Annotated in this window: 21 protein-coding genes; 9 read left to right on the top strand and 12 right to left on the bottom strand. The window is 73.1% G+C overall.

The features are described 5' to 3' along the window. Positions 1 to 721: 721 nt before the first annotated feature. The gene (locus tag ACLJWH_RS06560) at positions 722 to 1,456 is read right to left on the bottom strand and encodes an SDR family oxidoreductase (protein WP_411140624.1); all 735 of its coding nucleotides are present in this window, start codon (positions 1,454 to 1,456) and stop codon (positions 722 to 724) included. Continuing rightward, complete coding sequence (locus ACLJWH_RS06555; RefSeq protein WP_411140887.1) at positions 1,453 to 1,677, bottom strand: Atu4866 domain-containing protein; 225 nt, start codon at positions 1,675 to 1,677, stop codon at positions 1,453 to 1,455. The genes ACLJWH_RS06560 and ACLJWH_RS06555 overlap by 4 nt, the downstream gene beginning before the upstream one ends. 184 nt (positions 1,678 to 1,861) lie before the next feature. Here ACLJWH_RS06555 and ACLJWH_RS06550 point away from each other — a divergent pair, with 184 nt between their 5' ends. Further along, positions 1,862 to 2,641, top strand: a complete 780-nt coding sequence (locus tag ACLJWH_RS06550) for a helix-turn-helix transcriptional regulator (protein ID WP_411140623.1) — start codon at positions 1,862 to 1,864, stop codon at positions 2,639 to 2,641. 573 nt (positions 2,642 to 3,214) lie between these two features. Beyond that, positions 3,215 to 4,936, top strand: coding sequence for an ankyrin repeat domain-containing protein (locus ACLJWH_RS06545; RefSeq protein WP_411140622.1), 1,722 nt, complete (start codon positions 3,215 to 3,217; stop codon positions 4,934 to 4,936). 428 nt (positions 4,937 to 5,364) lie between these two features. Here the strand turns inward: ACLJWH_RS06545 and ACLJWH_RS06540 are convergent, their stop codons facing one another. The 3 genes from ACLJWH_RS06540 to ACLJWH_RS06530 form a co-directional block, all read right to left on the bottom strand. Then, positions 5,365 to 5,619: a hypothetical protein gene (locus ACLJWH_RS06540; RefSeq protein WP_387808475.1), complete on the bottom strand. Its 255-nt coding sequence runs from the start codon at positions 5,617 to 5,619 to the stop codon at positions 5,365 to 5,367. A 130-nt stretch (positions 5,620 to 5,749) separates the two neighbouring features. Further along, on the bottom strand, positions 5,750 to 7,435 hold the full coding sequence (locus tag ACLJWH_RS06535; RefSeq protein WP_411140621.1) for an AMP-binding protein: 1,686 nt from the start codon (positions 7,433 to 7,435) through the stop codon (positions 5,750 to 5,752). Positions 7,436 to 7,695: 260 nt separating this feature from the next. Further along, on the bottom strand, positions 7,696 to 8,619 hold the full coding sequence (locus tag ACLJWH_RS06530; RefSeq protein ID WP_411140620.1) for a Gfo/Idh/MocA family protein: 924 nt from the start codon (positions 8,617 to 8,619) through the stop codon (positions 7,696 to 7,698). 626 nt (positions 8,620 to 9,245) lie between these two features. Here ACLJWH_RS06530 and ACLJWH_RS06525 point away from each other — a divergent pair. Further along, a complete protein-coding gene (locus ACLJWH_RS06525) occupies positions 9,246 to 9,605 on the top strand; it encodes a hypothetical protein (protein WP_411140619.1) in 360 nt (119 codons plus the stop codon). 607 nt (positions 9,606 to 10,212) lie between these two features. Next, positions 10,213 to 10,959 carry a rhomboid-like protein gene (locus tag ACLJWH_RS06520; protein WP_411140618.1) on the top strand — a complete coding sequence of 249 codons (747 nt, stop codon included), beginning with the start codon at positions 10,213 to 10,215 and terminating at the stop codon, positions 10,957 to 10,959. Between the two features lie 346 nt (positions 10,960 to 11,305). On the opposite strand, the gene ACLJWH_RS06515 is transcribed toward ACLJWH_RS06520, so the two are convergent. Genes ACLJWH_RS06515 through ACLJWH_RS06495 form a run of 5 tightly spaced genes read right to left on the bottom strand, consistent with a single transcriptional unit; the run spans position 11,306 to position 17,265 of the window. Continuing rightward, a complete protein-coding gene (locus ACLJWH_RS06515) occupies positions 11,306 to 12,778 on the bottom strand; it encodes an MATE family efflux transporter (protein ID WP_411140617.1) in 1,473 nt (490 codons plus the stop codon). Positions 12,779 to 12,785: 7 nt separating this feature from the next. Further along, positions 12,786 to 13,811: a cysteine synthase family protein gene (locus tag ACLJWH_RS06510; RefSeq protein ID WP_411140616.1), complete on the bottom strand. Its 1,026-nt coding sequence runs from the start codon at positions 13,809 to 13,811 to the stop codon at positions 12,786 to 12,788. Between the two features lie 30 nt (positions 13,812 to 13,841). After that, entirely contained in the window at positions 13,842 to 15,224 is a 1,383-nt protein-coding gene (locus ACLJWH_RS06505) for a Y4yA family PLP-dependent enzyme (protein WP_411140615.1), read from the bottom strand. Further along, positions 15,215 to 16,246 (bottom strand): ornithine cyclodeaminase family protein, encoded by a 1,032-nt coding sequence (locus tag ACLJWH_RS06500; protein ID WP_411140614.1) that lies wholly within the window; start codon positions 16,244 to 16,246, stop codon positions 15,215 to 15,217. Before ACLJWH_RS06500 ends, ACLJWH_RS06505 begins: the two co-directional genes overlap by 10 nt. 23 nt (positions 16,247 to 16,269) lie before the next feature. After that, positions 16,270 to 17,265 (bottom strand): TauD/TfdA family dioxygenase, encoded by a 996-nt coding sequence (locus ACLJWH_RS06495; protein ID WP_411140613.1) that lies wholly within the window; start codon positions 17,263 to 17,265, stop codon positions 16,270 to 16,272. Positions 17,266 to 17,663: 398 nt separating this feature from the next. On the opposite strand from ACLJWH_RS06495, the gene ACLJWH_RS06490 reads away from it, so the two are divergent. The 5 genes from ACLJWH_RS06490 to ACLJWH_RS06470 all read left to right on the top strand — a co-directional run bounded on the left by ACLJWH_RS06490 (position 17,664) and on the right by ACLJWH_RS06470 (position 23,486). Continuing rightward, a complete protein-coding gene (locus ACLJWH_RS06490; protein ID WP_411140612.1) occupies positions 17,664 to 19,208 on the top strand; it encodes an ABC transporter substrate-binding protein in 1,545 nt (514 codons plus the stop codon). Between the two features lie 116 nt (positions 19,209 to 19,324). After that, complete coding sequence (locus tag ACLJWH_RS06485) at positions 19,325 to 20,215, top strand: ABC transporter permease (RefSeq protein WP_411140886.1); 891 nt, start codon at positions 19,325 to 19,327, stop codon at positions 20,213 to 20,215. Then, on the top strand, positions 20,212 to 21,057 hold the full coding sequence (locus tag ACLJWH_RS06480) for an ABC transporter permease (RefSeq protein WP_411140611.1): 846 nt from the start codon (positions 20,212 to 20,214) through the stop codon (positions 21,055 to 21,057). The genes ACLJWH_RS06485 and ACLJWH_RS06480 overlap by 4 nt, the downstream gene beginning before the upstream one ends. Then, positions 21,054 to 22,586 (top strand): ABC transporter ATP-binding protein, encoded by a 1,533-nt coding sequence (locus ACLJWH_RS06475; protein WP_411140610.1) that lies wholly within the window; start codon positions 21,054 to 21,056, stop codon positions 22,584 to 22,586. The genes ACLJWH_RS06480 and ACLJWH_RS06475 overlap by 4 nt, the downstream gene beginning before the upstream one ends. Before the next feature lie 336 nt (positions 22,587 to 22,922). Next, positions 22,923 to 23,486 (top strand): winged helix-turn-helix domain-containing protein, encoded by a 564-nt coding sequence (locus ACLJWH_RS06470; protein ID WP_411140609.1) that lies wholly within the window; start codon positions 22,923 to 22,925, stop codon positions 23,484 to 23,486. On the opposite strand, the gene ACLJWH_RS06465 is transcribed toward ACLJWH_RS06470, so the two are convergent. Together ACLJWH_RS06465 and ACLJWH_RS06460 are read right to left on the bottom strand one after the other, a co-directional pair. Beyond that, a complete protein-coding gene (locus ACLJWH_RS06465) occupies positions 23,462 to 24,400 on the bottom strand; it encodes a lysophospholipid acyltransferase family protein (RefSeq protein ID WP_411140608.1) in 939 nt (312 codons plus the stop codon). The two genes, ACLJWH_RS06470 and ACLJWH_RS06465, sit on opposite strands and share 25 nt — an antisense overlap. Beyond that, positions 24,397 to 25,239 carry a GNAT family N-acetyltransferase gene (locus ACLJWH_RS06460; RefSeq protein WP_411140607.1) on the bottom strand — a complete coding sequence of 281 codons (843 nt, stop codon included), beginning with the start codon at positions 25,237 to 25,239 and terminating at the stop codon, positions 24,397 to 24,399. The genes ACLJWH_RS06465 and ACLJWH_RS06460 overlap by 4 nt, the downstream gene beginning before the upstream one ends. Between the last annotated feature and the right edge of the window lie 103 nt (positions 25,240 to 25,342).

Raw genomic sequence — 25,342 nt, 5'->3', positions numbered from 1 at the left:
GAGGTTCTGACCTCCGGACTGCGGAGGAGTCTGTCGTGTGCACCCCTTGTGCACCGGTAATCGCGCGATCCTAGGGAACGTGCAGTTCAGGACCGTTCCCCATCTGTACTTCGACATCTAAAGATCAAGGTCCGGACGCGGACGCGTGTGCCCCGTCACCATCCATCCGGTGGTGACGGGGCACAGTGCTGTCCCGGCCGAGGGACCTCGGCCGGGGTGAGCTTCGGCTCAGCTGTTGGCACCCGCCGGGGGCGGCAATGCGGCAGTCAGCATGTGGGGGATGTGGGGTGTCGTTGTGACTGGTCGAGATGGATGTCACCGGTTCAACGGCCGACCTGGGCTTCAGTGGCTCGGTGGTCACGCTACTTGTCACCAGATGGTCGGCCTTGTTGTCACCTGCCTCGACTTTTCAGCCCGGTTGTCACCCAAGCAGACGGTGATTCCACTGTCCGAAGAGGCTTCACCGGACGGTCAGAAACTCCAGCTGTAGCGGCCACCACCCGTGCTCACCGCAGATGCCGCGAGCCGAGCCACCGCCCTACAGGGCCGTCAGCAGATCATCGTCGGTCATATCGTTCCCGTCGGCAGACCTGAGCCTCGTGGTCCAGCGACCTGCCAGCTCGCCTGGAGACCGGTGGCGTCGGCGGTCACCAGCCGGGCGGGGCGGCCACCTGATCAGGGGGCGAGCGGGGCACTGCGACCGACGGGAAGCCGTGGGCGGTCACTGGGCGCTCGCCGCGGGGCGGACGACGAGCTCGTTGACGTCGACCTGCCGGGGCTGGGACACGGCGTAGGCGATGGCCTCCGCGACGGCGGAGGCGGGCAGTGCCACTGCGCGGTACGCCCTCATGGCCTCCCTGGCGGTGGGGTCGGAGATGCCTTCGGCGAGTTCGGACTCGGTCACGCCGGGAGAGACGAGGGTGACCCGGATGTCTCCGGTGGACTCCTGGCGCAGCCCTTCGGAGATCGCGCGGACGGCGAACTTGGTGGCGCAGTAGACGGCGGCGGTGGGAGAGGCCTCGTACGCGCCGACGGACGCGATGTTCACGAAGTGCCCGCCGCCCTGGGCCCGCATCACGGGCAGCGCGGCGGCGATGCCGTGCAGGACTCCCCGCAGGTTCACGTCGATCATGCGGTCCCACTCGTCCGTTCTCAGTGCCTCCAGGGGCGAGAGCGGCATGACTCCGGCGTTGTTGACCAGGACGTCGACCCGGCCGTAGCGCTCACGGGCGGCGGACACGAAGGCCTGGACGTCGGCGGCGTCCGTGACGTCGAGGCGCCGGAACGCCGCGGTGCCGCCTGCGGCGGTGAGCTCGCCGGTGAGCTCGTCGAGGCGGTCGGTGCGCCGAGCCCCGAGGAACAGGCGGTGGCCGTCGGCGGCGAGACGGCGGGCGGTGGACTCCCCGATCCCGCTGCTCGCTCCGGTGACCAGCACGACCTTGGATGTCTGCGTCATGCCTGCTTCTCCTCCCGGTGGAGCACGAGGTGTTCGTGGAACAGGACCCCGTCTCGGATGTCGCCCGTGGCGGTGAACCCGGTGTCATCGACGTAGTCGATGTGACTGCCAGTCACCGTGTAGCGGCCTGTGAAGGCGCTGCGGTGGGTGCCGCGGGCCTCGTCGTACCGTCCGTCCGCCTGCGGCTCCTGGCGGATGTGACCGTCCGCCGTCACCCACATGCCGACCACATCGGCACGGCCCTTCTCGGCATTGCCCGTCAAGGACGGACTCCCCTCGTCGATGGATGCGGATCCGTTCCGCCCGACCGAGTCTGGGCGGGACGCGGGTGACCGACCAGGACGTGCCTTGCCTGGGTGCGATGCACCCAGGCAAGGCTCCGCCGGCGCGGCCTAGGGTGAGAGCGTGACCGACAACCACCTGGGAGAGTTCCTGCGCGCACGCCGTGCGGCCCTGCTGCCGCAGGACGCCGGCGTAGCGAGCCACGGGGTACGCAGGGTCGCCGGACTGCGCCGGGAGGAGGTCGCCGTCCTGGCCGGGGTGAACGCGGACTACTACACCCGCCTGGAACAGGGGCGAGAACGCCACCCATCGGCCCAGGTCCTCGACGCGCTCGGCCGCGCCCTGCGGCTTGACTCGGACGGGCACACGCACCTGCACCAGTTGGCGGGGACGGTGCCGAGCAGCCGGTTCGCCCACACCACGGACCGGGTCGGCCCCGCCCTGCGCCAGTTGCTGGACGGCTACCCGGCCGCCCCGGCGTTCGTCATCAACCGGACTTTGGACGTCCTGGCGGCCCGGATGGCCTTCCTCGACCCGGCGGGCCGGCAGTTCTACGAACGATGGGGCCACACGGCCCAGGCCGTCGTGGGCCACCTGCGGCAGGCGGCCGGGCTCGACCCGGACAGCCCCCGGCTGCGGGAGCTCGTCCGCACCCTCACCGGCCACAGCACGGACTTCACCCGTCTGTGGAACGCCCACGCGGTGCGCGGCAAGACCCAGGAGGCCAAGCACCTCCGCCACCCGGACGTCGGCCAGCTGACCCTCACCTACCAGACCTTCGACGTGCGCGACGCTCCCGGCCAGCAGCTGGTCGTCTACCAGGCGGAGCCCGGCAGTTCCAGCGCGCAGGCCCTCAGCCTGCTTGGGTCCCTGCGCGCCACCTTGAACCGGAGCGCCGGGTAAGCCGGAAGCCGGCGACCGACTCTTCCGCACCTACCGGACCCTGCTCCCCCGCACCCGGAGGCGCGCGGTCGCGACACCCGGCCTCGCCGAGACCGTCGCGATCCTCGAACACTCAGAAGACGAGGCCTTGCGCATCGGCCTGATCAAGTCTGCGGATCAGGTCTGGACGTTCATTCTCTTCTTCAACGACAGCCACGACGGAGTCGGCCTGCGCCCGCGTCCAGCCCGAGAGTTGCCACCTGCGGCGACTTGCCACTTTCGCCGGAACCGGTCTGGTCGACATTCGCTGGGTCTGAGTTGGGCCGGAAGAGCCCGGCCGGGGTCAACCTCGCCAGGGACTCGACGGTGGTTCCACTCCTCGTGGCCAGGTTCCAACCACCGTGTCACTGCTCACAAGATGGCAGCCGCCGAACTGGCTCCGGTGACAGACATCGCGACCAGGTGACAAGCATCTCGACCAGTCACAGTCGTCCTGGTCGTGGTGTTCTCGCCGCCGGAATTGTCAGACCCCTCTGTCAGCATCGTTTCCATCAGCGGGTGCCGGCGAAGGGGCGCCGTGGGGAGGGGTGTGCTGTGGGGTTTTTCGAGGATCTGGTGGTGGCGGCCGAACCCGAGCCGGCGGAGCCGGAGTTCGTGGAACTCGGTCCGTCGGGTGACATGGTCCGTGCCTTTCCGCCTGCGGAGCACTTCCTTCCGGAGGTGGTGAACCACACCGCGGAGGTCGGCCACGGTGGCTGCGCGCGGGTGATGCTCACGGGCTTCTCCGTGTGGCCCGATTCGGTCACGCTGCACCTTGCGGTCTTCCGGCGCCGGTTCCGGAGTGACGACCGCGTGGTGTTCGGCGGGACGGCCGCTGGTGGACTGCGGGTGGGGCTGGTGCTGGCGGACGGGCGTCGGGGCACGACCTTGGACGGGGAGCCCTGGCTCCCTGCGGGGACGGCTGAGGGACGGCGGGTGCGGCTGCGGACGGTCGGGGGCGGGGGCGGCGGGTTCCACCGGACCGTCGATCTGTGGCTGTCCGCGCTGCCGCCCGAGGGTGAGCTGACGTTAGTGGTGGAGTGGCCGGACGAGGACATACCGGAGACCCGTACACGGATCGATGCGGGTGAGATCCGGGCGGCGGTGGACGGGGTCGTCGACAGGCGGCCAGGGATTCAGCCGCCGGTCCCGCAGCCGGACGGTGTCCCGGCCTTCGCTCCGGCGCTCTCGTTCGGGAGCCCTGGGACGGACCTGTCCACGGCGGGCGGTGCTGCGCTCCGGCAGGCGCCGGAGCGGGCGCAGGATCCTCGCGATGATCCGGCCCGGTATGCGCCACGGGCCGACTGGGACGGCATCAGGTGGTCCGAGGAAGGGGACGATCTGCGGCTCGTACGGGCACGGCTCGGTGCCGGCGCTGATCCGTACACCGCCTTGTTCGAGGCCGCCGCGCACGGTTCGGCGGAGGTCGTCGTCGAACTGGCCGGCCGGGTAACGGACATCGACGGGCGTGACGGCCGGGGATTCACGGCCCTGTGGCAGGCGGTCTGCCAGGGGCGGGCCGAGAACGTCTCCCTGCTGTTGGCGGCCGGTGCCGATCCCTGGCTGTCGCAGTGCGGCGGACGGTCTGCGGGTGGCCTGGCGCTGACGGTTCCCTCGCTGGCGCCTCTCTTCGAGCGGCTGCCGGGAGCCTCGGGGGCGACCGCCGGCGAACGGGCACTCCAGCGTGAAGCGGACCAGCTGATCGCGGTCTTCGACGGAGTGCACGCGGACGGCCTGAGTGTCGCCTTCGTGGCCGGGCTGGACGAGGAGCAGGTGATACGGCGGCTCGGCGCCGATCCCGCCGAGCATCCGGTGCTCGACCTCGACCGTGCGCCCGGACCGTACGGAACGGGGCCGGGTGGCTTCGACCCGAACGACTACGACGAGGCGCGGAATTACGCGGGGGTGACGGGGGTTCCGGGTGGCTGTGTGTTGATGCAGACCGTTGGCCGTCAGCTGAGTTCGGCGCGTCTGGTGACGGCCCTCTCCCCGTCCACCGCGGCCTGCGGGGTCTCTTTTGGCCTCGGGGGAGGGACATACGGTGCGGGCGCACGGAACGGGGCGGTCGAATGGCACGGTGAGCTGCCGCTCTCCCCCGCTCCCGATGTGGCGGCTGAGTGGTGGCTGTTCCGTCTCTGGGACCGGGCCCATCCGTCGTCGTACAGCGCGCGGGAGATGGCGTATGCCTGTTGGACGGCCGGTATGCGCCTCAACGACGGCAGCCCGGTCGGCGGGCCTCCCCGTCGTTGGGTCAGGGTGGGGGTCGCTGAGGGGTAGGGGTTTCGTGGCGCCGCTGCCGGCTCGGTCTCGACCTTCGGTTGCGGCAGCAGGCGCGGGCGCGGTCCCGGCCTCGGACTCCGGGGAGCGCACGCTCCGGGGCGGCACGCTCCAGGGCGGCACGGTTCGCGGGTCTGTCGGTTGGGGTTCGCCGCCGTCCGGTGGGCGGTCGCAAGGGGGCGATGAGCGGTGCGTGGTGAGCTGCGAGCTGCGAGCTGCGAGCTGCGACGAGGGTCAGGGGTGAGCCGTGCTGGGATGGTGCCGGGCCGGGGTCTGGGCCGGTGCTCGATCGGCACCGGCCCGGCACCGGCCCAGCGTGGGACTCGCGTCGGCTCAGCGTGGGAGTGGTGCTGGGTCAGTGTTGAGTGCCGCGGAGTGCAGGGGGAACTCCCCTGACTGGTCGGGGCGTCGGCGCGGCCCTGGGGGCGTCAGCAGTTGTCGTAGAGGAGGGCGCGGACCAGGCGGCACGTGGTGTCGGAGGGCGGGCGCACTCCTATTTGGGCCGCGGTGGTGCGGATTTTGTGGTTATGGGCCTGGGCGGGGCGGTAGACGCCGGTGTCGAGCAGGGCTATGGCCAGGCGCATGGCCTTCAGGCGGCGGTTGTGGGATTCGTAGCGCTCGCGCGGCCAGCCGGCGGGCAGGGGTTTCCTGGGCAGCGGGTGGGCCGGGAGAGGTTTCGTCATGAGCGTGGCAGTGGCCAACGGAGACCTCCTGATGCTGTGGTGAACCCTCACTGACTGGTTCCCATTCTACCGTCGGACACTGACAATCGCCCCTGGCCAGAGGGGATTTGGGGCCTTCGGGGCGACCCTGTCAGGCGGTGGCGCGGAGGCGGACCTTGTCGGGTTTGCCGACCGGGGTGAGGGGGATCTCGTCGACGAGGTGGACGGCGGCCGGGGCGTATATCACTCCCTTGTGCTCGGTGACGAAGGCGCGGATGGCGTCGGCGTCGACGGTCCGGCCCGCGGCGGGGACGATCGCGGCGTGCACCTCCTCGGTCTCGTCGGCGGTACGCACCCCGTAGACGGCGCAGTGGGCGACCGCCGGGTGGGTGTGCAGAAGGTCTTCGAGCTCCGCCGGGTGGACGTGGCCGCCGACGACGATGATCAGGTCCTTGAGGCGGTCGACGATGAAGAGGTAACCGTCGGCGTCGAGGCAGCCGGTGTCGCCGGTACGCAGCCAGCCGTCGTGCAAGAGAACCTCGGCGGTGGCATCGGGCCGCTTCCAGTAGCCGGTCATCACGCCGGCGGAGCGTACCTGGATCTCGCCCTGCTCCCCCGGTGGCAGGGTCCGGCCGTCGGCGTCCCGGATCGCGATCTCCACGCCGGGCCGTGCGCGGCCGACGGTGATCCGGCCGCCGAGACCGGTCACCGTGTGCTCGTCCGGGCTCGCTTCGCTGATCATCATCGCTTCGGACTGCCCGTAGCCCCCGTAGAGGACCGGGCCGAACGCCTGGGCGGCGGCGCGCAGTCGGGAGGGGGAGGCGGGGCAGCCGCCGTAGCTGATGCGGGTGAGGGAGCTGAGGTCGGTGGTGGGGAGGTCGGGGTGATCGAGGAGGCGGTAGAGGAGCGGGGGCAGCAGCCAGAGATGGGTGATGCGCTCGCGGGCGATGGTGGCGAGTACGGCGGCGGGGTCGAAGGTGCGGTGGAGGACGACGCTTCCGCCGGCCGCGAGGGTGAGGTCGGTCATCACCCCGGCGAGGTGGGCGAGTGAGGTGCAGGCGAGGAAGCGGGGCGGTTCGCCGGCGCCTCCCGGGCCGCCGGCGGTGAGCATCCGGGCGTACGGGGCGTGCGCCATCCGGACTCCCTTGGGGATGCCGGTCGTTCCGCCGGTGTGGCGGATACACCAGTCGTCCTCGGGGCGGGCGGCGCTCGGGACGGTGGGAGTGGTGGGACGGGCGGCACAGGCGGCCAGGAGGTCGGGGCCGAGGGGCTCGGCGTGGGGGCGGTGATTTCGGGTGTCCGTGGCCTGCGCCGTGTCCGTGGCCGCACCTGTGGTCGCGTCGGGTGCCGGGCCGAGGGTCAGGACGGCGGGGCGGTCGCCGCGGAGGTGGGTGAGCAGGACCTTCGCGGTGTCGTGCAGGTCGGGGTCGACCAGGAGCAGGGCGGTTTCCACGCTCTCCGCGATCCGCGCCAGGGTCTCGGGCGCCATACCGTCGTAGAGGAAGACCACCCGCGCGCCGAGGAGGTTGGCGGCGTAGCGGGCGGCGAGGACTTCGGGGCGGTTACCGCTGAGGAGGGAGACGGTCCGGCCGCGGCCGATCCCCCGGTCGGCGAGCTCGGCCGCCATGCGGTGCACGGTGGCATGGAAGGCGCCCGCGGTGATCTCGTCGCCGTCCGCGGTGGTCACCACGGGGCGGTCCGGGACGCGTGCCAGGGAGGTGAGGATCGATTCGACGTAGCTGGTGAAGGGGGCCGGGGCCGGGTCGGGGGTGTCCGCGGCCGGGTCGGTAGGGGCGGGGGCGCGGTCGGGGCCTGGTGTGTTCGCGGGGGTCGTCATGGCGGAGATGTGACTCCTTGTTCCGACTGTTCAGGCTGTGCTGGATGTTCCGGCTGCGCTGGTCGCGCCAGTCGTGCTGGCTGTGCCGGCAGTGCTGGCCGTGCTGGCTGCTCCGGGAGTGGCACGAACAACGACCCCGACGTTAAGACGAATCGTTGCTGTCTTCCACGACCGAAAGCGCCAATTTGCCGTGGTCCGGAAGGCGTAGGTCTGTGGATGGTGCAGGGGGCGGTATGGGGTTCAGGGGGTGCCTGGCGGCGTCATTTCAGGGATTCCTCCGCGGCCGCCAGGATTTCGGTGACGCGGACGCCGAAGCGGGCGTCACAGGGGTGGGGGCGGCCGGTGCGGGCGGCAGCGAGCAGGGCGTCGACGGCTCGGTGGTAGGCCGGCCGGGGTCCTTCCTGACCGTTCGGCAGGGACGTGGTGCCCGCGGCGCCGTGCACGGTGACGTCGTAGCTGGCGGCGGCCTCGGGGGCGGTCAGGCTGACCGCCGCGGAACTCGCCGCCCCGCCACGGTGACGCAGCGTGAGCAGTACCGTGTCGGCCGGGCCTCTGGTCGCGGTGACCGATTCCGCGTCGCCGAGGAGTGGGAGGAGCACGGACAGGACGTGCGGGCCGATGTCCCAGAGGGCGCCCTTCTCGCGGCGCCAGGGGGAGTCGAGGTACGGGCTTTCGCTGCCGTCGGCGAAGACCGAGCTGAGCCAGTCGGCGTGCGCCGTGAACCAGCCGCCGGCCGCGGCCTGCTCGGCGATCCACTCTCCCTCCCGCTGACCGAAGCGGAGGGTGAAGAAGACGACCGTGGCGGTGCCCGCGCGGTCGGCGGCGTCGGCCACGGCGCGGGCCTCGGCCACGGTGGTGGCTACCGGCTTGTCCAGAAGGAGGTGACAGCCGGCCTCGGCGGCGCGTACCGCCAAGGGGGCCTGGACGGCGGGCGGCAGGGCGATGGCGATGGCGTCGCAGGCGGCGAACAGCTCGTCAGGGGTGGCGTACGGGCGGGTGCCGTGGGTGTGCGCCAGCTCCGCGGCGGCGGCCGGGCTGCGCCCCCAGATGCCGGTGAGGTCGACGCCGGGGTGGGCGGCGAGCACGGGGGCGTGGACGCTTTGCGCCCAGGGGCCGGTGCCGAGAAGTCCGATGCGCGGGGTTGCCACGGGGAACGTAGAGGTCACCGGGGACGTAGAGGCCATGGGAGGAGGCGTGGAGGTCATGGGGACAGTGTTCCGCGTGGTGCGGCGGGGATCAGGGAGGGGGAGGCAGATACTCCGGTTGCTGCGGGCCGGTGTATAGGCGTGGCGGCGTGGCTGCGTGGCTGCGTGGCTGCGTGGCTGCGTATCCGGGTGCCGGCGTATCCGGGTGCCGGCGTCTCGGCGTGCCGGTGGCCGTGGGTCGCGGTGCCGGGCGGCGCGGATACGGGGCCCGGCGTGCGGCCTGGGCGGCCGCGCGGGTCCGGGGCGCGGGACGCGGTGTGCCGGACCGCGGAGCGCGCGTCCGAGGAGCGCGCGTCTTGAGGAGCGCGCGTCTTGAGGAGCGCGCGTCCGATGAGTTCACGTCCGATGAGTTCACGTCCGGGGCGCACGGGGTTGTGGCGGGCAGGGCTGTGGCAGGCAGGCTGTGGTGTCCAGGGGTGGGTGCGATGGGGTGGCGTGACGGCGGTGTACGGAGCAGGAGTTGGGGATGGGAAGAAAGGTGAAGGAGAGTTGAGGTCGGGTTAAGAGGTGTGGGCTGGAAGGGAGTTGGGTCCGGGGCGCCGCGGTCAGGGGCTGGGCGGCACTCCGGTCGGGCCGTTGTCAGTGGCGGCTGGCACGCTGTACCCATGCTTGCGATCACCGTGCAGACCGAGACCGGGCCGGTCCACCCGCGCCCGGCCGACGGCGAACCGTCCAGCCCGCTGGGGCGGTTCGGCGGCTACGACGACCCGTTCGCGGTCCCCGAGCGGGTCCCCGGGCAGAGCCAGATGTTCGCGCGGATCCGGCGTGACGGCGAAGGCCCGTTCGTGGCGGGCCCGCGTGATGCCTGCGCCGCCGGGGACCGCCCGGTCTCGCCGGACGAGGTGCGGCCGGACGAGGCACGGTGGATAGCGGCGGGCCCGCCGGTGCGGTGGGTCGGCGATCCGGAGCAGGTCGTCGAAGCCGCCGGGCCGGGTCGGCGCAAGCGGCTGCCGGAGGGGGTCTGAGATGTCGGCGAACAAGTCCCTCTGGGGACGCCTCTCCGTCCTCGCTGCGGTCTCGTGGCCGGTCTCCGTGATCTCCCGGTCGGTCTCCGTCGGCTCCCGGTCGGTCTCGGTGGCCTCGCGGTGGGTCTCTTCGGTGCCCCCGCCGGCCCCTGGCTCCCGGTCGGGCTCGGCCGGGTCCCGGAGGGCGTCGGGCTCCTGGTGGGCGTCGGGCTCCCGCCCTGCCTCGGGCTCTCACCCGGCCTCAGGTTCCCCCACTGCCTCGGGTTCCCCCACTGCCTCGGGTTCCCGATCTACCTCGGCTCCCCAAGGGGGCGCGGGTTCCCGATGGGTCTCAGGTTCCCGATGGGTCTCAGACTCGCGACGGGTCTCAGGTTCCCGGTGGGTCTCAGGTTCCCGATGGATCTCATCCCTGTTCCCGTCCGCACCAAGGCCCTCGCCCATGCCCGAGTCCCCGCTCACCTCGGAGTCCCCGCTCACACCGAAGTCCATGATCACGTCGAAGTCTCCGCTCACATCGAAGCCCTCGTCCGCGCCTGGGTCCCCGTCCGCGTCAAAGCCCCCGGCCTCGTCCGGCCGCCCGTCCGTCTCCGCGCCGCCCGCTGCCGCCATGTCCCCGTCCGCATCCGAATCCCCGTCCACGTCAGCGTCCGCGCCTCCGGCCGAACTCCCGGCCACGCCCGTGCAGGCACCCCTGTCCGTGCCCCCGGCCGCCGCCACGCCCCCGCTCGCGCCCGTGTCCTCGGGCTCGGCCGGGCGGCGCCGGTTGCCCTGGGTCGCGCCGCTGTATGTCGTCGCCATAGGGGTGGGCGCGTACGCCGCCGCGCGGCTGCCGGGCGCTCGGCGGGCCGATTTGCTGCGCGCGCACTCCACCAACGTCGAGAATCTGCGGGCCCGCCAGTGGCGGACGCTGGTCACCAGTGCGGCGTTCCTTGAGGAGCCGCTGCCGTTGCCGTACAGCGCGGCGCTGCTCGCCGCCCTGGGCACGGCCGAGGCGCGATGGTGCCCGCGGCGGGCGGCCGGAGTGTTCGCGGCGGGTCATATAGGTGCCAGCCTGCTGGTCTACGCGGGTCTGCGCGGCCGGGTGCGCGCCGATCCGCCCGACGTGACGGCGCGGGCGATCGATGTCGGGGTGAGCTACGGGCTGAACGCCACGCTCGGCGCGCTCGCCATGACCGTTCCGCACCGTGGCGCGCGGACCGCCTCGACGGCCGGGCTGCTGGCGCTGGGCATCCGGCCGGTGCTGCGACCGGAGCGGACGTTCACCGACACCGGTCATCTGATAGCGATCGCGCTCGGGGTCGGCATCGGAGCGGGGATGGGCGCACGACGGGGTCGGTCACCAGCGCGGCGGTGAGCACGAGGTCCGGCCGGGCCGGGCCGGACGACAACGGGCCCCGTGCGGGCGATGCCGGTGACGGTCGCGGTGGCAGTCGCGGTCGCGGTCGCGGTGATGACCTTGGTGGCGATGGCCGGGGCGATGTCTGCCTCGGTGGCGTGGGCGGCGCCGGCCTCGGTGGCGGTGTCACTGGCGGCGCCGGCACCGCAGCCCGTCCGCCCCACCCCGGCCGACCCGCACCCCTCCCCCACCCACACCACCTACCGCTCGAACCACCAACCACCCACCACCCACGACCAATTACCAACCACGGCCTCCAACCACGGCCTCCAACCACCCACCCACCCGCCACGCCAGAACCCCCCTACGTCGCAGGCGCCGCCTCCCGTCCGACGCCCCTCGCCCGCAGACTGGCGCCGTAGCGGCGCAGGAGCAGGACGGCGGTGACGGCGAGGCCGGTGAGCAGGCCGAGCCAGATGCCGAGGGTGTGGAGTCCGGCGGCGTAGCCGAGGAGCCAGGCGGTGGGCAGGCCGATGACCCAGTAGCCGATGAGGGTGATGCGGAATCCGCTCTTGGTGTCGTCGAGGCCGCGCAGCAGGCCGACGCCGATGTTCTGTGCGCAGTCGAAGAACTGGAGGACGGCGATGACGAGGAGCAGGTGGGTGGCGATGGCGACGGCTTCGGCGTCCTTGGCGTCGCCGGTGTCGAAGAAGGGCCTCAGGACCAGGTGGGGCAGAGTGATGTAGAGGACCGCGACGACGGCCATGACGGCGGCGGCGCAGGCCAGCGCGGTGTTCTTGATGCGCAGCGCGGTGTCGGTGCGGCCGAGGGCGAGTTCGCGGCTGACGTTGATGGACGCGGCGTGGGAGAGGCCGACCGCGACCTGGAAGACGATGTAGACGAGCTGGTTGACGGCGGTGTGCGCGGCCAGGGCGGCGCTGCCGAAGGACCCGGCCATCAGGGCGGTGACGGAGAAGAACCCGGCCTCGGAACCGTAGGTCGCGGCGATGGGTATGCCGAGCTTGATGAGGCGGCGGACCGTGGCGCGGTCGGCCGCCGCGATGTTGAGGCTGAGCAGGGGGCCGAGGACCTCGTCCCGCTTCGCGGAGGCGTACAGGGCGAGGAAGGAGAGCAGGTAGACCAGCGAGGTGGCCACGCCGACGCCGGGCAGGCCCAGCTTCGGCAGGCCCCAGGTGCCGTGGATGAGCGCCCAGTTGACGGCTGCGTTGACGGCGACGGAGGCGATGGTGATCTGGAGCAGGGCCTGCGGGCGGCGCATGCCGACGGTGAACTGGCGGATGGCCTGGAACCACAGGCAGGGCACCAGGCCGGGCGCGAGCGCGAGCAGCATCGTCTGTGCGCGGTCGACGACGTCGGCCTCCTGGCCGAGCGGGGTGAGTGCCTGGCCGATGAGGAGCATCAGGACGGCTCCGGCCACCCCGGCGAGGGTGGCCACCGCCAGGCTGGCGCGGACGATCCGGCGGACCTCCTCACTGCTCTCCGCCGGTTCACCGGCTCCGCCGTTCTCCGCCGGTTCACCGGCTCCGCCGCGCTCCCGGCCGGCGTCCGGTGCCCCGGAGCCCTGTGCCGCTTCCGCCCGTGCGGAGGCCGCGGCGATCTGGTTGCCGACGGAGGTGACCAGCCCCACGCCCATGGTGCGCAGTTGGTTGAAGATGACGATGGCCAGCCCCCCTGCCGCGAGGTCGACCGTGCCGAGCAGCCCCATCATGACGGTGTCGGTGGTGGTCAGGGCCACCTGCGCGAGCTGGGTGAGGATGAGGGGGACGGCGAGGGTGGCCAGGGCACGGCTGTCGCGGAGGAGGGTGATCAGCTGCATGGCGGCATCAGTTCCTGCGGAGTTTGGTGAGCGTTTCGTCGATCTCGCGTTCCACGGCGGGGTCGATGAGGTTGCGGGCGTTCATCCAGTCGTCGTCGAAGACGGTGTCCAGGTACTTTTCGCCGCCGTCGTTGACCAGGGCGACCATAGTGGTGCCCGGGGGCAGGGCGGGCAGCCGGGTGAGGGCTTCGTGGACGACGCCGCCGGCGGAGCCGCCGATGAGGAGGCCGGTACGGGCGACGGCGCGGGCGGTGGCGAACGCCTCGATGTCGCCGACCTTGACGCCTTCGTCGATCAGGTCGTAGTCGACGAGCGCGCCGATCTCGGCGCCTTCGGGGGTGCCGGTGCCGGACTGGTAGTAGTCGTGGGCGGGGCCGCCGAACGCGATGGAGCCCTTGGGTTCGACGCCGATCACGGTGACGCCGGGCACCAGGGTGCGCAGTTCGCGGGCGGTGCCGCAGAGCGCGCCGCCGGTGCCCACCGCGCCGATGAGGACGTCGAGATGCCCGTCCAGGGCCTGATGCAGTTCGTGGGCGACCGGGAAGTAGCCGATGCCGTTGCTGGGGTTGTTGTGCTGCTCGGTGAAGATCGTGTTGTCCTGGCCGCGGGCCATGTCCTCGGCCAGTTCCTCACGGGCGGCGGTGGCCAGTTCGTCGGTGCCGTCCTCGGCGACGTAGACGAGTTCGGTGCCCAGTGCCCGCATGGCGCGCAGTTTGTCGGCGCAGGCGTGGTGGTCGACGACGGCGGTGAAGGTGTAGCCGCGTTCGGCGGCGATGACCGCCAGTCCCAGGCCGGTGTTGCCGGAGGTGGACTCGATGATGCGGCCGCCGGGCCGCAGTTCGCCGCGTGCCTCGGCGTCGAGGACCATCTGGCGGGCCATGCGGATCTTGGCGGTGCCGGTGGGGTTGTACATCTCCAGTTTGAGCAGGAGGCGGCTGCCGGTCTCGGTGCGGCAGAGCTCGAAGAGTGGGGTGTATCCGATGAGGTCGGATATGCGGGAGACCACGGCGGGGCGCGCGAGGGCCTCGTTCATGGGGGAACTCCTGGGGCAGGTGAGGGGAGGTCAGAGTGCGGGGCGGCGGTCCAGGCGCCAGCGCGGGCGGGCGCCGAGGCGGTCCAGGACAACTTTGGGCGGCAGCGCCAGATCGTGGAAGGGGGACTCGTTGGAGTCCATCTGGTAGCCGGCCGTGTTGGGGTAGACCAGCAGGTCTCCGACGCGGGGGCGGGCGGGGAAGGGGATCTTGCGCCAGGTGAGCAGGTCGGAGTCCAGGCAGGAGGCGCCGCCCACACAAGCGGGGTGGACGTCGTCGCCGTGGGCCCGGCCGGCGGGGGTCACCAGCTGCGGGTCGGGGAGGTATTCGCTGTTGAACCACTGCTCGGACAGGCTCAGGCTGGTGCCGTCGACCGTGACGATCCGGTAGCCGTCGCGGTCCTTGACGCCCTGTACGCGGAAGACGGACGCGCCCGCCGTGTCCAGCAGGGCGCGGCCCGGTTCCGTCAGCAGCCGCGTGCCGGTCTCGCGGAGGCGGGCGGCCAGGGTGGTGTGCCCGTTCGCGGGGACGGTGGCCAGGATCTCGCGCAGCGCGTCGGCTCCGGCGACCGGTGAGTGGTAGGGGTAGAAGTCGGCGTTCCGGAACGTCTTGCCGGCGTGGTAGTGCTCGGGGCGCTGGCCGGCGAGGAAGGTGTGCCAGTGGCCGGCGGAGGTGTAGTCGACGGCGAAGCCGCCGCCGATGCTGATCCGGTCCGCCGGGAGTCCCAGGGCCCGCGCCCGCAGGCACCAGTCGAGGAGTTCGCCGGCGAGGTCGGCGCGCGGCCGGGTGGCGTAGCCGGCGAGGTGGAAGCTGAAGCCCTCCATGCGTACCGCGTCCCCGGCGCGTACGCACCGGTCCAGGGCCGCCGTCAGCTCGGTGTCGGGCATGCCGAAGCGGCTGTGCGGCTGGGCGGGCGGGAGCCGGCGGAGCAACAGCCGGGCGGGGCGTCCCGCGCCGTTCTGGGCGAGGGTGCTGAGCAGGTCGAGTTCGTCGAGGGCGTCCACCGCGATCAGGCTGCCGTGGCGGACGGCCAGGCGCAGCAGTTCCTCGCTCTTGGCGGGGCCGGTGACCACGAGGTGCTCGCCGCGTACGCCGTGCCCGAGGGCCTGGCGCAGTTCCGGGGCGCTGGCGACGTCCACGCCCGCGTCGTCGGCGGCGCAGCGTTCCAGCCATACGGCGGCCTTGTTGGCCTTCTTCGCGTAGTACACCTGCCCCGCCACACCGGCGTCGCGCAGCGCGGTGCGGAAGGCGGCGAGGTTGGCGTCGAACCGGTGCGGCAGCAGGAAGTGGAAGGGGCCGCCGAAGGCGTAGGACAGCTCGTGCAGCAGGCCGCTGTCCAGCACCTGGTCGGTTTCGGGGTCGGGGTGGGCCGGCAGGGTCGGCAGGTCCGTGGTGCGCGGGCCGGTCACCGCCACAGCGCCACCTGCTGCCCCAGGCCCTGGTCGATGGCGAGTTGGGCGAAGCGGTGGCCGAGGGCGATGTCGGTGACGACGAGCCCGCTGTTGTAGGCGAAGACGTGTTCCCGCGCCGAGCGGCGGCCGGCGGTGATGCCCGCGATGACCGGCGGGAACTCGGTGTCGACGGCCGGGAATCCGCCGGTCGCGTCGGCCATGTCGGTGCCGGTGACCTTCATCTGCGCCTCGCTGGTGGCCACTACGCGGTCGGCGCGGTGGAGGGTGGAGGGCGCCAGCCCGTGGCCGACGAGGACGGTGAGCGCGCCGGGCTTGAGCCAGTCGGCCTCGACCGCGGCGGTGGTGTGGCCGCCGGCCGTGGCGATGATGATGTCGGCGTCGGCCGCCGCGGCCCGCAGGTCGGTGACGACCTCCAGGTCCCGGTCGGGGAAGTGGGTGCGCAGCTGCTCCCGTACGGCGGCGATGCCCTCGGGGTGGGTGCCGGAGAGCATCAGGCGCGTCAGGTCCGGCAGGGTGGTCAGCAGGAACGGCAGGGCCAGGCGCCCCTGGGTGCCGGTGCCGATGACCAGGGCGCTGCGGGCGCCGGGCCGGGCGCATTCGCGGGCCAGCAGCGCGGAGACGGCCGGGGTGCGCAGCGCGCCGATGCGGCCGCAGTCCATCATCGCGACCGGCAGGCCGGTGACGTCGTCGTAGAGGGTGAGGGCGGTGTAGTAGTGCTGCTCCGCGCGGCCCTTGTCCAGACCGTGTTTGTACGAGGTCTTGACGGCGACGACGTTGCGGGAACCGTCCCGGCCGAGCATCGCGTAGGAGACGGAGTGGCCGTCGGCGGGCCGCACGGTGAGTTTGCGGGGGTTGTCCGACCGGCCCGCGGCCAGGGTGCGGTAGGCGCCCTCCACTGTGTCGACGACGTCGGTCAGGGTGATGTCGATTCCGGCGAGGTCGCTGGTGGACAGTACGCGCAGGGTGCTGTCGTCGGCGGGTATGCCGGGGGCGGCGTCGGCCGCCGGGTTCTTCGTCTCGGTCATGTCCGTCCTCGGTGGGTGGGTGGTCAGGCGGCGTGGGCTTCGACCGCGGCCTGACCGTAGCCGTGTTCGGCGGCCTCGGCCGGCGGGCGGGTGCGCCGCCCGGGGACGCGGACGGAGGCGCGCTTGAGCCAGCGGTCGGTGCCGTCGTAGCGGGCCCGGAACGGGACGCGGCCGTGGACGACGAGGTCGTTGTCGACGATCAGCACCTCGCCCGGACGCAGGCTCACGGCGACCGAGACGCGGGCGAGTTCGTCGGCGAGCCGCCCGTACGCGGCCCGGTAGGCGGGCGGGGCGTCGGCCACCGGGGTGTAGGCGGGGTCGAAACGCAGCGTCAGGCCGTCCTCGGCGCGGAAGAGGACGGGGACGGCGGGCGGGCGTCCTCCGTCGAAGTCCCGGGCCACGGTGTACGCGTCGTCGGGCAGGATCGGCAGCGCGGGCCGGGTCAGCAGCGCGATATCGGCCTCGTCGAGCCGGGCCTTGCGGATGCTGGCGGCGGTGGTGGCGATGTCGTCGTGGTTGCGCAGGCAGCCGAGCATCAGCAGATGGGCGCGGCCGGGGTGGAAGGCGTCCTCGGTGTGCGGGCTGAGCAGCACGGTGCTGCTGGCGCCGGTCTGTTCGGTCTCGTGGCCGGGGGCGGGCACGATGTTGTGGACGAAGCGGCCGTTCTGCTGTCCTTCCCAGGCGAGGGGGTTGCCCATGACCGTGGCGAGCAGCAGCAGGACGATGTCGTGGACGGCGGCGCTGTCGCCGGCGGCGGCCCAGCCGGCGGGGGTGGGTCCTGTCTCGTCGTCGTCGGCGTCGAGGCCCCGCAGGACGAACAGGCCGTCGTCGGTGTCGACGGGGCGCAGCTGGTGGCGGACGGGTTCGCTCAGTCCGGCGGCGGACTCGGCGACGCGGGCCAGGAGTTCGGGCGAGGTGGCCGAGGTGCCGAATTCGGTGTGGATCTTCTCGGCGGCCCGGCGCAGTTCTTCGGCGCCGGCGGTGTCGAGTGGGCGGACGGGGGCGGTTCCCGTGCTCATGTCGAGGCGGTCCGTTTCCGTTGAGGGCGGCGAACGAGGGCGGCGATCGGGTCCGCGCGCGGCTCCCCGGGCATGGCGGAGCGCGCTCTGCGGCCGGGGTACGGGACGGTTCGGTGCGCGGTCTCCGTACCCGGCGTCCGGCGGATGTGAGGAAGCTACCCACTCGACTTAGGCAAGGCAAGCCTAACTATTTTTCACTTCTGTGCACACCCACGGAACTTCCCGCCCCACCACGCGGAACTCCCGCCCCACAAGGGGCCGATCACCACCCCGCGAGCACCGGCCGACGGCAGCCGACGGAGGCCGGGCACTATCGGTGGACCCCGCACTCTTGTGAAAATGGCCGTCATTAGGATAGGCAACCCTAAGAATTTGCGGACGAGTGGAGCGAGGGCGACGTGGACTGGAACAGGCGCCAGGTGCTGTGGGCCGGCGGCGGCATAGGCGCGGCCGCGCTGCTCGCCGCCTGCGGGGGCGGCAAGGAAGCGGCGACCTCCGGTTCCGGCGGCACTCCGCAGAAGGGCGGCACACTGCGCGTCGGCGCCCTGGGCCGCGCCTCCGCCATCACCCGCGACCCGCACGGCAATCAGGGCAACGAGAGCGACTATCTCGTCATCGCCCTGGTCCACGACACCCTCACCGCACCGGGTCTCAAGGAGAACACCGTCGGCCGCCTCGCCTCCGCCTGGAAGCCCTCGGCGGACCTCAAGACCTGGCGCTTCACCATCGCCAAGGGGGCGACGTTCCACGACGGGAGCCCGGTCACCGCCGAGGACGTGGTCTGGTCGCTGCGCCGCCTGCGCAACACCCCCGCCGGAGCGGCCCGCCTGCCCGGAATCACGGCGGACCACATCACCGCCGACGGCAAGGACACCGTCGTCCTCGTCTCCGACTTCGCCAACGCCGATCTCCCCATGATCACGCGTCTGTCGACGTTCATCCTCAAGAAGGACACCCCCGACAAGGACATCGCCAAGGCACCGGGCACCGGCCCGTTCAAGCTCGACTGGTACCGCGGCGGCAACGCCCGGCTGCTGCGCAACGAGCACTGGCACGGCGGCCCGGTCCCGCTCGACGCCATCGAGGTGACCATGTTCGAAAGCCCCCAGGCGATGGCGAACGCGATGCTGTCCGGTCAGATCGACCTGGCCTCCAACGCCGGCGCCGTCGCGGCCCGCACCGCCGGTGCGCGTAAGGACATCCAGGTCGTCCGGCGCCCGAACGATATGGCGATGCCCCTCGTGATGCGCACCTCCGGCGGCCCGTTCGCCGATCCCCGGGTCCGCGAGGCGATGAAGCTGATCGTGGACCGCGAGGCCATGGTCAAGCAGGTCCTGTCCGGATACGGCACCGTCGCCAACGACATCCTGGGCACCGGCGACCCCGGCTACGCCAAGAACATCCCGCAGCGCACCCGCGACCTCACCAAGGCCAAGCAGCGGCTCACGGAGGCCGGGTTCGACTTCGGCAAGACCTACCAGCTGGTCACCACCGAGGACATCGCCGGGCTCGCGGAGTCCGCCACCCTGTTCGCCGCCCAGGCCCGCGAGGCCGGCGTCAAGGTCGAGGTCGTCAAGCAGGAGTCCGGCACCTTCTACGACAAGACCTGGCTCAAGGGCGACTTCTACACCAACTACTGGGGCACCAACGACTCCGTGGTCTTCTTCGCGTCCAAGACCATGACCACCGGAGCCGGGCAGAACGAAGCCGGCTGGTCGGACAAGGACTTCGACGCCGCGTACCACAAGGCCATCGCCACCGGCTCCCCCGAGGCCCGCGCCGCCGCCCTGCGCGACCTCCAGCAGATCGAGCACGACCGGTCCGGCCACCTCCTGTGGGGCATGGCCGACGGCATCGACCTGGCCGCGCCCAAGGTGCACGGCCTGCCCGCACTCCCCGGCTACGGACGCGTCCAGCTCGAACACGTCTGGCTGGCCCGGTGACCGACACCACCGCGCCACCGGCCGAGGCCGCCGCCCGGCCCGCGGCGGCCCCGGCCGCGCGCCGGGCGGGCGTCCTGGCGGTCCGCGTCGCCGCCGTGCTCGCCAAGCGCCTCGTGATGCTGCTGGTCCTGCTCGCCGTGGTGTTCGCCGCGATCGAGCTGCTGCCGGGCGACGCGGCCTCGGCCACCTCCGAACGCGGTGAGGGCGCCGCCGGTCTCGCGGCCCGCCGCCATCTGCTGGGCCTGGACCGGCCCGTGTGGGAACGCTTCTGGGACTGGATCACCGCCCTTCCCACCGGCGACCTGGGCACCTCCGCCCGGGGCCAGCACGTCACCGATCTGCTCGCCGCGCCGCTGCCCAACACCCTTCTCCTGGGCGGCACCGCCTTCGTCCTGACCGTGCTCGGCGCCCTCGCCCTGGGCCTCTGGGCCGCCGCACGTCCCCGGGGCGCGGTGGACCGCATCGTGGATCTCACCTCCACCGCGGCCTTCGCCCTGCCCGAGTTCGTGGTCTCCATCGGTCTGCTGCTGGTGCTGTCCCTGTGGACCGGCTGGCTGCCCGCCGCCACCGTCACCGGTGCCGACGGCTCGCCCGCCACCTGGACCATGCTCGTCATGCCGGTGCTGGCCCTGGCCGTCCCGCAGACCGGCTGGAACACCCGCATCGTCCGCGCCGCCCTCGCCGACCAGGCCGCCGCCCCGCACGTCGAAGCGGCCCGCCTCGACGGCCTGTCCACCTCGCGCGTCCTGCTGCGGCACGCCCTGCCCGGCGCCTGGCCCGCCATCGCCACCGGCGTCGCCACCTCCACCGGCATGCTGCTCGGCGGCGCCGTCGTCGTCGAAACCCTCTTCAACTACCCCGGAATCGGCACCGTACTGGCCGGCGCCGTCGCGGACCGCGACACCCCGGTCATCGCGGGCGTCGTCGCCTGCGCCGCCGCCGTCATCACGCTCGTCCTGCTCCTCGCCGACCTCGTCCGCGCCCGCACCCTGGGAGCCCGCTCATGAGCGCCGCGACCGTGTCCGACGGCCGGCGCCTGCGCCGCGCCCGGCCGGGGGCCCTGCTCCGCGTCGCCCCCGCCGCGCTGCTCGTACTGGCCGCCCTGGCCGGTCCGCTGCTCGCCGCGGAGCCCGTCGACAAGCCCGTCACCGCCCCCTACGGCGAGGCCGGCGCGGACGCGCTGCTGGGCGGCGACCAGCTCGGCCGGGACGTGCTGAGCCGTCTCCTCCACGGGGGCGGCGCCCTCATCGCCGGCGCCCTGACGGTCGCGGCCGTGGTCACGCTGCTGGCCACCCTGCTCGGCTGCTTCGCCGCCGTCAGCCCACGCACCGGACGGCTCGTCGAACGCGCCGCGGACACCGCCATCCTGCTGCCGCCGGTGCTCGGCATCATGCTGCTCGCCCTGGCCTGGCCCGGCGGCGGGCGCCTCGCGATCACCGTGGCCGCCATCGTGCTGGGCACCCCGTACGCGGTACGGATCGTCGCCGGCGCCGCCGCCCCGCTCGCCGCCACCGGGTTCGTCGAGGCGGCCGTCGCGAGCGGGGAACGCGTGGGACACCTGGCGCTCCGGGAGATCCTGCCCAATCTGCGCGCCACCGTGCTCGCCCTGTTCGGCCTGCGCTTCGTCGATGCCGTGTACGTCATCTCCATGGCCGGTTTCCTGCAACTCGGGCCCCAGCCCCCCGAGGCGGACTGGGCGTTGATGATCCGGGAGAACGCGCCCGGCATCCTCCTCAACCCCTGGGCCGTCGTCGCCCCCGCCCTCGCCATCGGCCTGCTCGCCATCAGCGTCAACCTCGCCACTGATGCCCTGGCCCCCGCCGCCGCACGCAAGGCTGCCCTTCGATGACCACCACCCGGCACCCCGCCACGCCCGCCGACCGCATACCCCGGGACGGCCGGACAGACCTGCCCGACGCCCCGCCGCCGGTCACCGTCACCGGCCTCGGAATAGCCCTGCCCGACGGCCCGGCCCTGCTGCGCACCAGCAGCCTCACCGTGCGGGCCGGCACGATCACCGCCCTCACCGGCCCCTCCGGCTCCGGCAAGACCACCCTGCTCCGCGCCCTCGTCGGCGACCTCCCGCACGGCGCGCGCGTCACGTCCGGCACCGTGTCGGTCCTCGGCCAGGACGTCTTCGCCCTCGCGCCCGACGCGCTGCGCGCGCTCCGCCGCCACCGCGTCGCCTACGTCGGCCAGGACCCCGGCTCCGCCCTCAACCCCCGGATGCGCGCGGGCCGTCTGATCGCCGAGGTCGCCGCCGACCGCTCGCCCGCGGCCGTCGCGGCGCTGATGGCCGAATGCCGGCTGCCCGAGACGCTCGTCCACCACCGCCCGGGGGCGCTGTCCGGCGGACAGCAACGCCGGCTCGCCCTCGCCCGCGCCCTGGCCCGGCGGCCCGCCGTCCTCCTGCTGGACGAACCCACCGCCGGACTCGACAACGCCCTGCGCGACGAGATCGCCGGCCTCCTCCGGCGCCTCGCCACCGACCGCGGCGTCGCCATCGTCCTGGCCTGCCACGACCCTCGGCTCGTCGAGGCGTGCGCCGACGCCGTCACCGTCCTCGGCGCCCCCGCCGGAACGCCCGGAAACCCCTCCGGACCGCCGGACCGGCTGGCGCGGACCGGCCTTCCCGCACCGGCCGCCGTCCCCGCCGCCGACGGCCTGCGCGCCACGGACCTGTCCGTTGCCTTCACCCACCAGGGCCACACCCACCACGCGCTGCGGGACGCGGACTTCCACGCCCCGGCCGGCACCGCCACCGGCATCATCGGCCCCTCCGGATCCGGTAAATCCACCCTCCTGCGGACGCTGGCGGGGCTCCAGACGCCGGTCTCCGGCACGCTCACCTGGCACGGCGAGCCCCTGCCGGTGCCCGCTCGCAAGCGGAGCCGCGACCAGCAGCGGCGCATCCAGCTGGTCCCGCAGAACCCCCTCGGCGCCCTCAACCCCGCCCGCACGATCGGCGCGTCCCTCACCCGCCCGCTGCAACTCCACCGGACCGCCGGCCGGGCGGAGCGGCCCGACCGGGTCGGCCGGCTCCTCGACGACGTCGGTCTCCCCCGCGACTTCGCCGACCGCTATCCCCACGAGCTGTCCGGCGGGCAGCGCCAGCGCGCCTCCATCGCCCGCGCCCTCGCCGCCGAGCCCGACCTGCTGCTCTGCGACGAGGTCACCTCCGCACTCGACCCGGCGACCGCCGTCGCGGTCATGGAGCTGCTCACCCGGCTGCGCACCGAACGCCGGCTGACACTCGTGCTCGTCAGCCATGAGCTGGACCTCATCGCCGCCTACACCGACACCGTCCACCGTCTCGACGCGGGACGCATCCACGCGGCGGGCCCGAGCGAGGACGTGGCGGACGCCGGAGGACGGTGAGGGTGCGACCGCCGTCCCGCCGCGGATGCCGCCCGACGGCATCCGCGGCACCCTCGGGGTCGGTGTGAGCGGAAACCGACGCCAGTACGAGGGACAGATCACCGACTGTCTGGTTCAATAGGGCGCATGGCCAGCCTCACCGATACCGCGACAGGTCGCAGCGACCTTGAGCCTTTCTGGCCCTCCCGGCAGGCGCACGCGTACGACCGTCTGTGTTGCCGCGCGCACTGAGCGCGGGCCCGCACCCCCTTTCCCGACGCCGCTGACCGGCGTCTCCAGCCCTGCCCGCGCGCACGACGTCCCCGACGACCCTCTGCGCGAAAGAGCTGACCCCCGATGACGAACGTCCGTACGCTGCCCGCCCCTTCCGCACTGGCTCCCCTCCCCGCCGTCCCCGCACCGCACCGCCAGCGGTTGCGCGCCGTGGCGCCCGACGAGGTGCCGCCCGTCGCCGAACTCCTGAACTCCGGCGCGACCTGGCTGCCGGCGCCGCAGCACACCCTCCCCGTGCTGCCGGGCCAGCCGCCGATGGTCGGCTATCTGGTGCTCGTACCGGCCGACCAGGCCGCCACCGGCCCGCAGCGGACCGCCGAACGGCCGGTGACCACCGGCGACGAGACCGTGCGGATCGACCCCGAACAGCGGACCGTGCAGGTCCAGGGCCGGACGCTGGACCTGACCTACCTCGAATTCGAGCTGCTGGCCCATCTGGTCGCGCATCCGCACCGGGTGCACACCCGCGACCAGCTGGTGACCACGGTGTGGGGGTACGGCCACGTGGGCGACGGCCGCACCGTCGATGTCCATATCGCCCGGCTGCGCCGCAAGTTGGGCATCGAGCACCGGTCGTCGATCGTGACGGTGCGGCGGGTCGGCTACAAGTACGTACCGGGCATCTGAGACGCCGGTGCCGGGGCCCGTTCCGGCTCCGGCACCCGTGCGCCGCCAACCGGCGGGTCCGGGACGGCCGGTACGTCCCACACGGGGCGCGGCGCCTCGCCCATGACGGCCGTCCGGGCCAGCGCCGCCAGGGTGCGGCGGTCGCGCCCGGCCGGCAGGCCCGGGTGCGCCGCGACCCGTACCGTCAGGCCGCGCGCGGTGAGCACCCGGCGCAGCGAGGAGACGAAGGTGTCCGTGCCGCAGAACGCGGCCACCGTGCTGGGACGGGCGTGCTGGGTGTAGGTGAGGGTGACCGGCCGGACCGGGGCGCCCGCGTCGATCGCGGCCTGGAAGGTGGCGCGGCGGAAGGCGCCCTGCGCCGGGGTGCACCAGGTGGTGGCCTGCGGAAAGACCGCCACCGAGTGCCCGGCACCCAGCAGCTCGGTCAATTCTCTTACGGCGTGCGGGAGTTGGCGCGGGCTGGTGCGGTCGATGAAGTGCGTACCGGCACTGCGGGCCAGGCCGCCGACGACCGGCCAGCCGCCGACCTCGCGCTTGGCGAGCAGGGTCACCGGTTCGACGGCGAGCAACGCGAGGATGTCGAGCCAGGAGATGTGGTTGGCGACGACGAGGGTGCCGGGGCCGCCGTGGCGCTCGGCCCCCGGGGCGGCCGGGCGCGGCACCCGCAGTCCGTCGTCCGCGGTCTCCAGGCGGATGCCGAGCGCGGTGAGCAGCGCGCGGGCATGGGCGCGCAGCAGCGCCGGGTCGGGCGGTCGTCCGCCGTCCGCCGGGGTGCCGCGCACGGCCAGCGCCCGGCGCACCGCGCGGGCGAACGCGACACCGCGCCGGGCGGCTTCGGCCGCCGGCACCGGCGGTACGGCGTGCCGGGCGCACTGCGGGGTGCAGGCGGACCAGATGTCCCAGGGGCCGTTCACCGCTGCTCCAGGAAGTAGCGGCGGTAGCGGTCGTCGAGCCGCGCCATGTCCAGGACCACGAAGAAGTCGGCGACGTCGAACTCCGGGTCGTACGCGGGCGCACCGCAGATCCAGGCGCCGACCCGCAGATAGCCGCGCAGCAGCGGGGGCAGCTGCGCGGCGCGGGGGCCGCCGGGCACGAGCTCGGAAAGGGGGGCGGCGGGCTCCCAGGGGTGGTGCGGGGTGACCTGGAGTGCGGGCGGTGCGGCGTGGCGGGTGCGGCCCAGCTCCCAGGCGTGCGCGGCGGCGGTGCCCCCGTCGGCGAGCGGGACGGAGGCGCAGCCCGCGAGATAGCGGTGGCCGGAGAGCAGGGTGTAGCGGGCGAGGGCGGACCACATCAGCTGGATGACGGCGCCGCCGCGGTGGTCGGGGTGCACACAGGAGCGGCCGGCCTCGATGAGCGAGGGGCGCAGCGCTTCCAGGGCACCGAGGTCGAACTCGCCGTCGGAGTAGAGCCGCCGGCTGCGGCCGGGCGGCAGCAGCCGGTAGGTGCCGACGGTCTCGCCGGTGGCGGTGTGGGTGACGACGAGGTGGTCGGCGAGCGCGTCGAGGGCGTCGATGTCGTGGCCGGCCAGCGGGGAGTGCAGGGTCGCGCCCAGTTCCTCGCCGAAGACCTGGTGGCGCAGCCGTTGCGCGGCCCGGATCCGCTCGGGCGTGCCGGCGATCTCGGCGGTGTAGGCGGGGACGGTGGCCGGGTCGGCGGGGGCCGGGGCCGAGGGGGGAGCGGATGCCGCGGGAGCGGGCGCGGGTATGGCGGTGGGTGCGGGTATGGCGGTGGACGCGGTCGTTGCCCTGCTCATGGGAGCCCTCCTTGGGGAGTGGGGAGGCGGTGGGGTCGCGGGCGTGAGCCGGCGGAACGGGTGCGGGGCCCACGGATGGTGCGGGTCGCGGATGATGCCGGGT

It is taken from the genome of Streptomyces sp. x-80 (assembly GCF_046549095.1).
Taxonomy (GTDB): Bacteria; Actinomycetota; Actinomycetes; order Streptomycetales; family Streptomycetaceae; genus Streptomyces; species Streptomyces celluloflavus.
Note: the sequence above shows the minus strand (reverse complement) of the source record. Positions and strands in the feature narration are given on the sequence as shown.

Bases quoted from the DNA above. Each gene is read 5' to 3' on its own strand.
- ACLJWH_RS06495 (WP_411140613.1), bottom strand. From the start codon at position 17,265: ATGAGCACGGGAACCGCCCCCGTCCGCCCACTCGACACCGCCGGCGCC.
- ACLJWH_RS06535 (WP_411140621.1), bottom strand. From the start codon at position 7,435: ATGACGACCCCCGCGAACACACCAGGCCCCGACCGCGCCCCCGCCCCT.
- ACLJWH_RS06475 (WP_411140610.1), top strand. From the start codon at position 21,054: ATGACCACCACCCGGCACCCCGCCACGCCCGCCGACCGCATACCCCGG.
- ACLJWH_RS06480 (WP_411140611.1), top strand. From the start codon at position 20,212: ATGAGCGCCGCGACCGTGTCCGACGGCCGGCGCCTGCGCCGCGCCCGG.
- ACLJWH_RS06540 (WP_387808475.1), bottom strand. From the start codon at position 5,619: ATGACGAAACCTCTCCCGGCCCACCCGCTGCCCAGGAAACCCCTGCCC.
- ACLJWH_RS06515 (WP_411140617.1), bottom strand. From the start codon at position 12,778: ATGCAGCTGATCACCCTCCTCCGCGACAGCCGTGCCCTGGCCACCCTC.
- ACLJWH_RS06520 (WP_411140618.1), top strand. From the start codon at position 10,213: ATGTCCCCGTCCGCATCCGAATCCCCGTCCACGTCAGCGTCCGCGCCT.
- ACLJWH_RS06560 (WP_411140624.1), bottom strand. From the start codon at position 1,456: ATGACGCAGACATCCAAGGTCGTGCTGGTCACCGGAGCGAGCAGCGGG.
- ACLJWH_RS06485 (WP_411140886.1), top strand. From the start codon at position 19,325: ATGCTGCTGGTCCTGCTCGCCGTGGTGTTCGCCGCGATCGAGCTGCTG.
- ACLJWH_RS06530 (WP_411140620.1), bottom strand. From the start codon at position 8,619: ATGGCCTCTACGTCCCCGGTGACCTCTACGTTCCCCGTGGCAACCCCG.
- ACLJWH_RS06525 (WP_411140619.1), top strand. From the start codon at position 9,246: ATGCTTGCGATCACCGTGCAGACCGAGACCGGGCCGGTCCACCCGCGC.
- ACLJWH_RS06470 (WP_411140609.1), top strand. From the start codon at position 22,923: ATGACGAACGTCCGTACGCTGCCCGCCCCTTCCGCACTGGCTCCCCTC.
- ACLJWH_RS06500 (WP_411140614.1), bottom strand. From the start codon at position 16,246: ATGACCGAGACGAAGAACCCGGCGGCCGACGCCGCCCCCGGCATACCC.
- ACLJWH_RS06510 (WP_411140616.1), bottom strand. From the start codon at position 13,811: ATGAACGAGGCCCTCGCGCGCCCCGCCGTGGTCTCCCGCATATCCGAC.
- ACLJWH_RS06555 (WP_411140887.1), bottom strand. From the start codon at position 1,677: ATGTGGGTGACGGCGGACGGTCACATCCGCCAGGAGCCGCAGGCGGAC.
- ACLJWH_RS06460 (WP_411140607.1), bottom strand. From the start codon at position 25,239: ATGAGCAGGGCAACGACCGCGTCCACCGCCATACCCGCACCCACCGCC.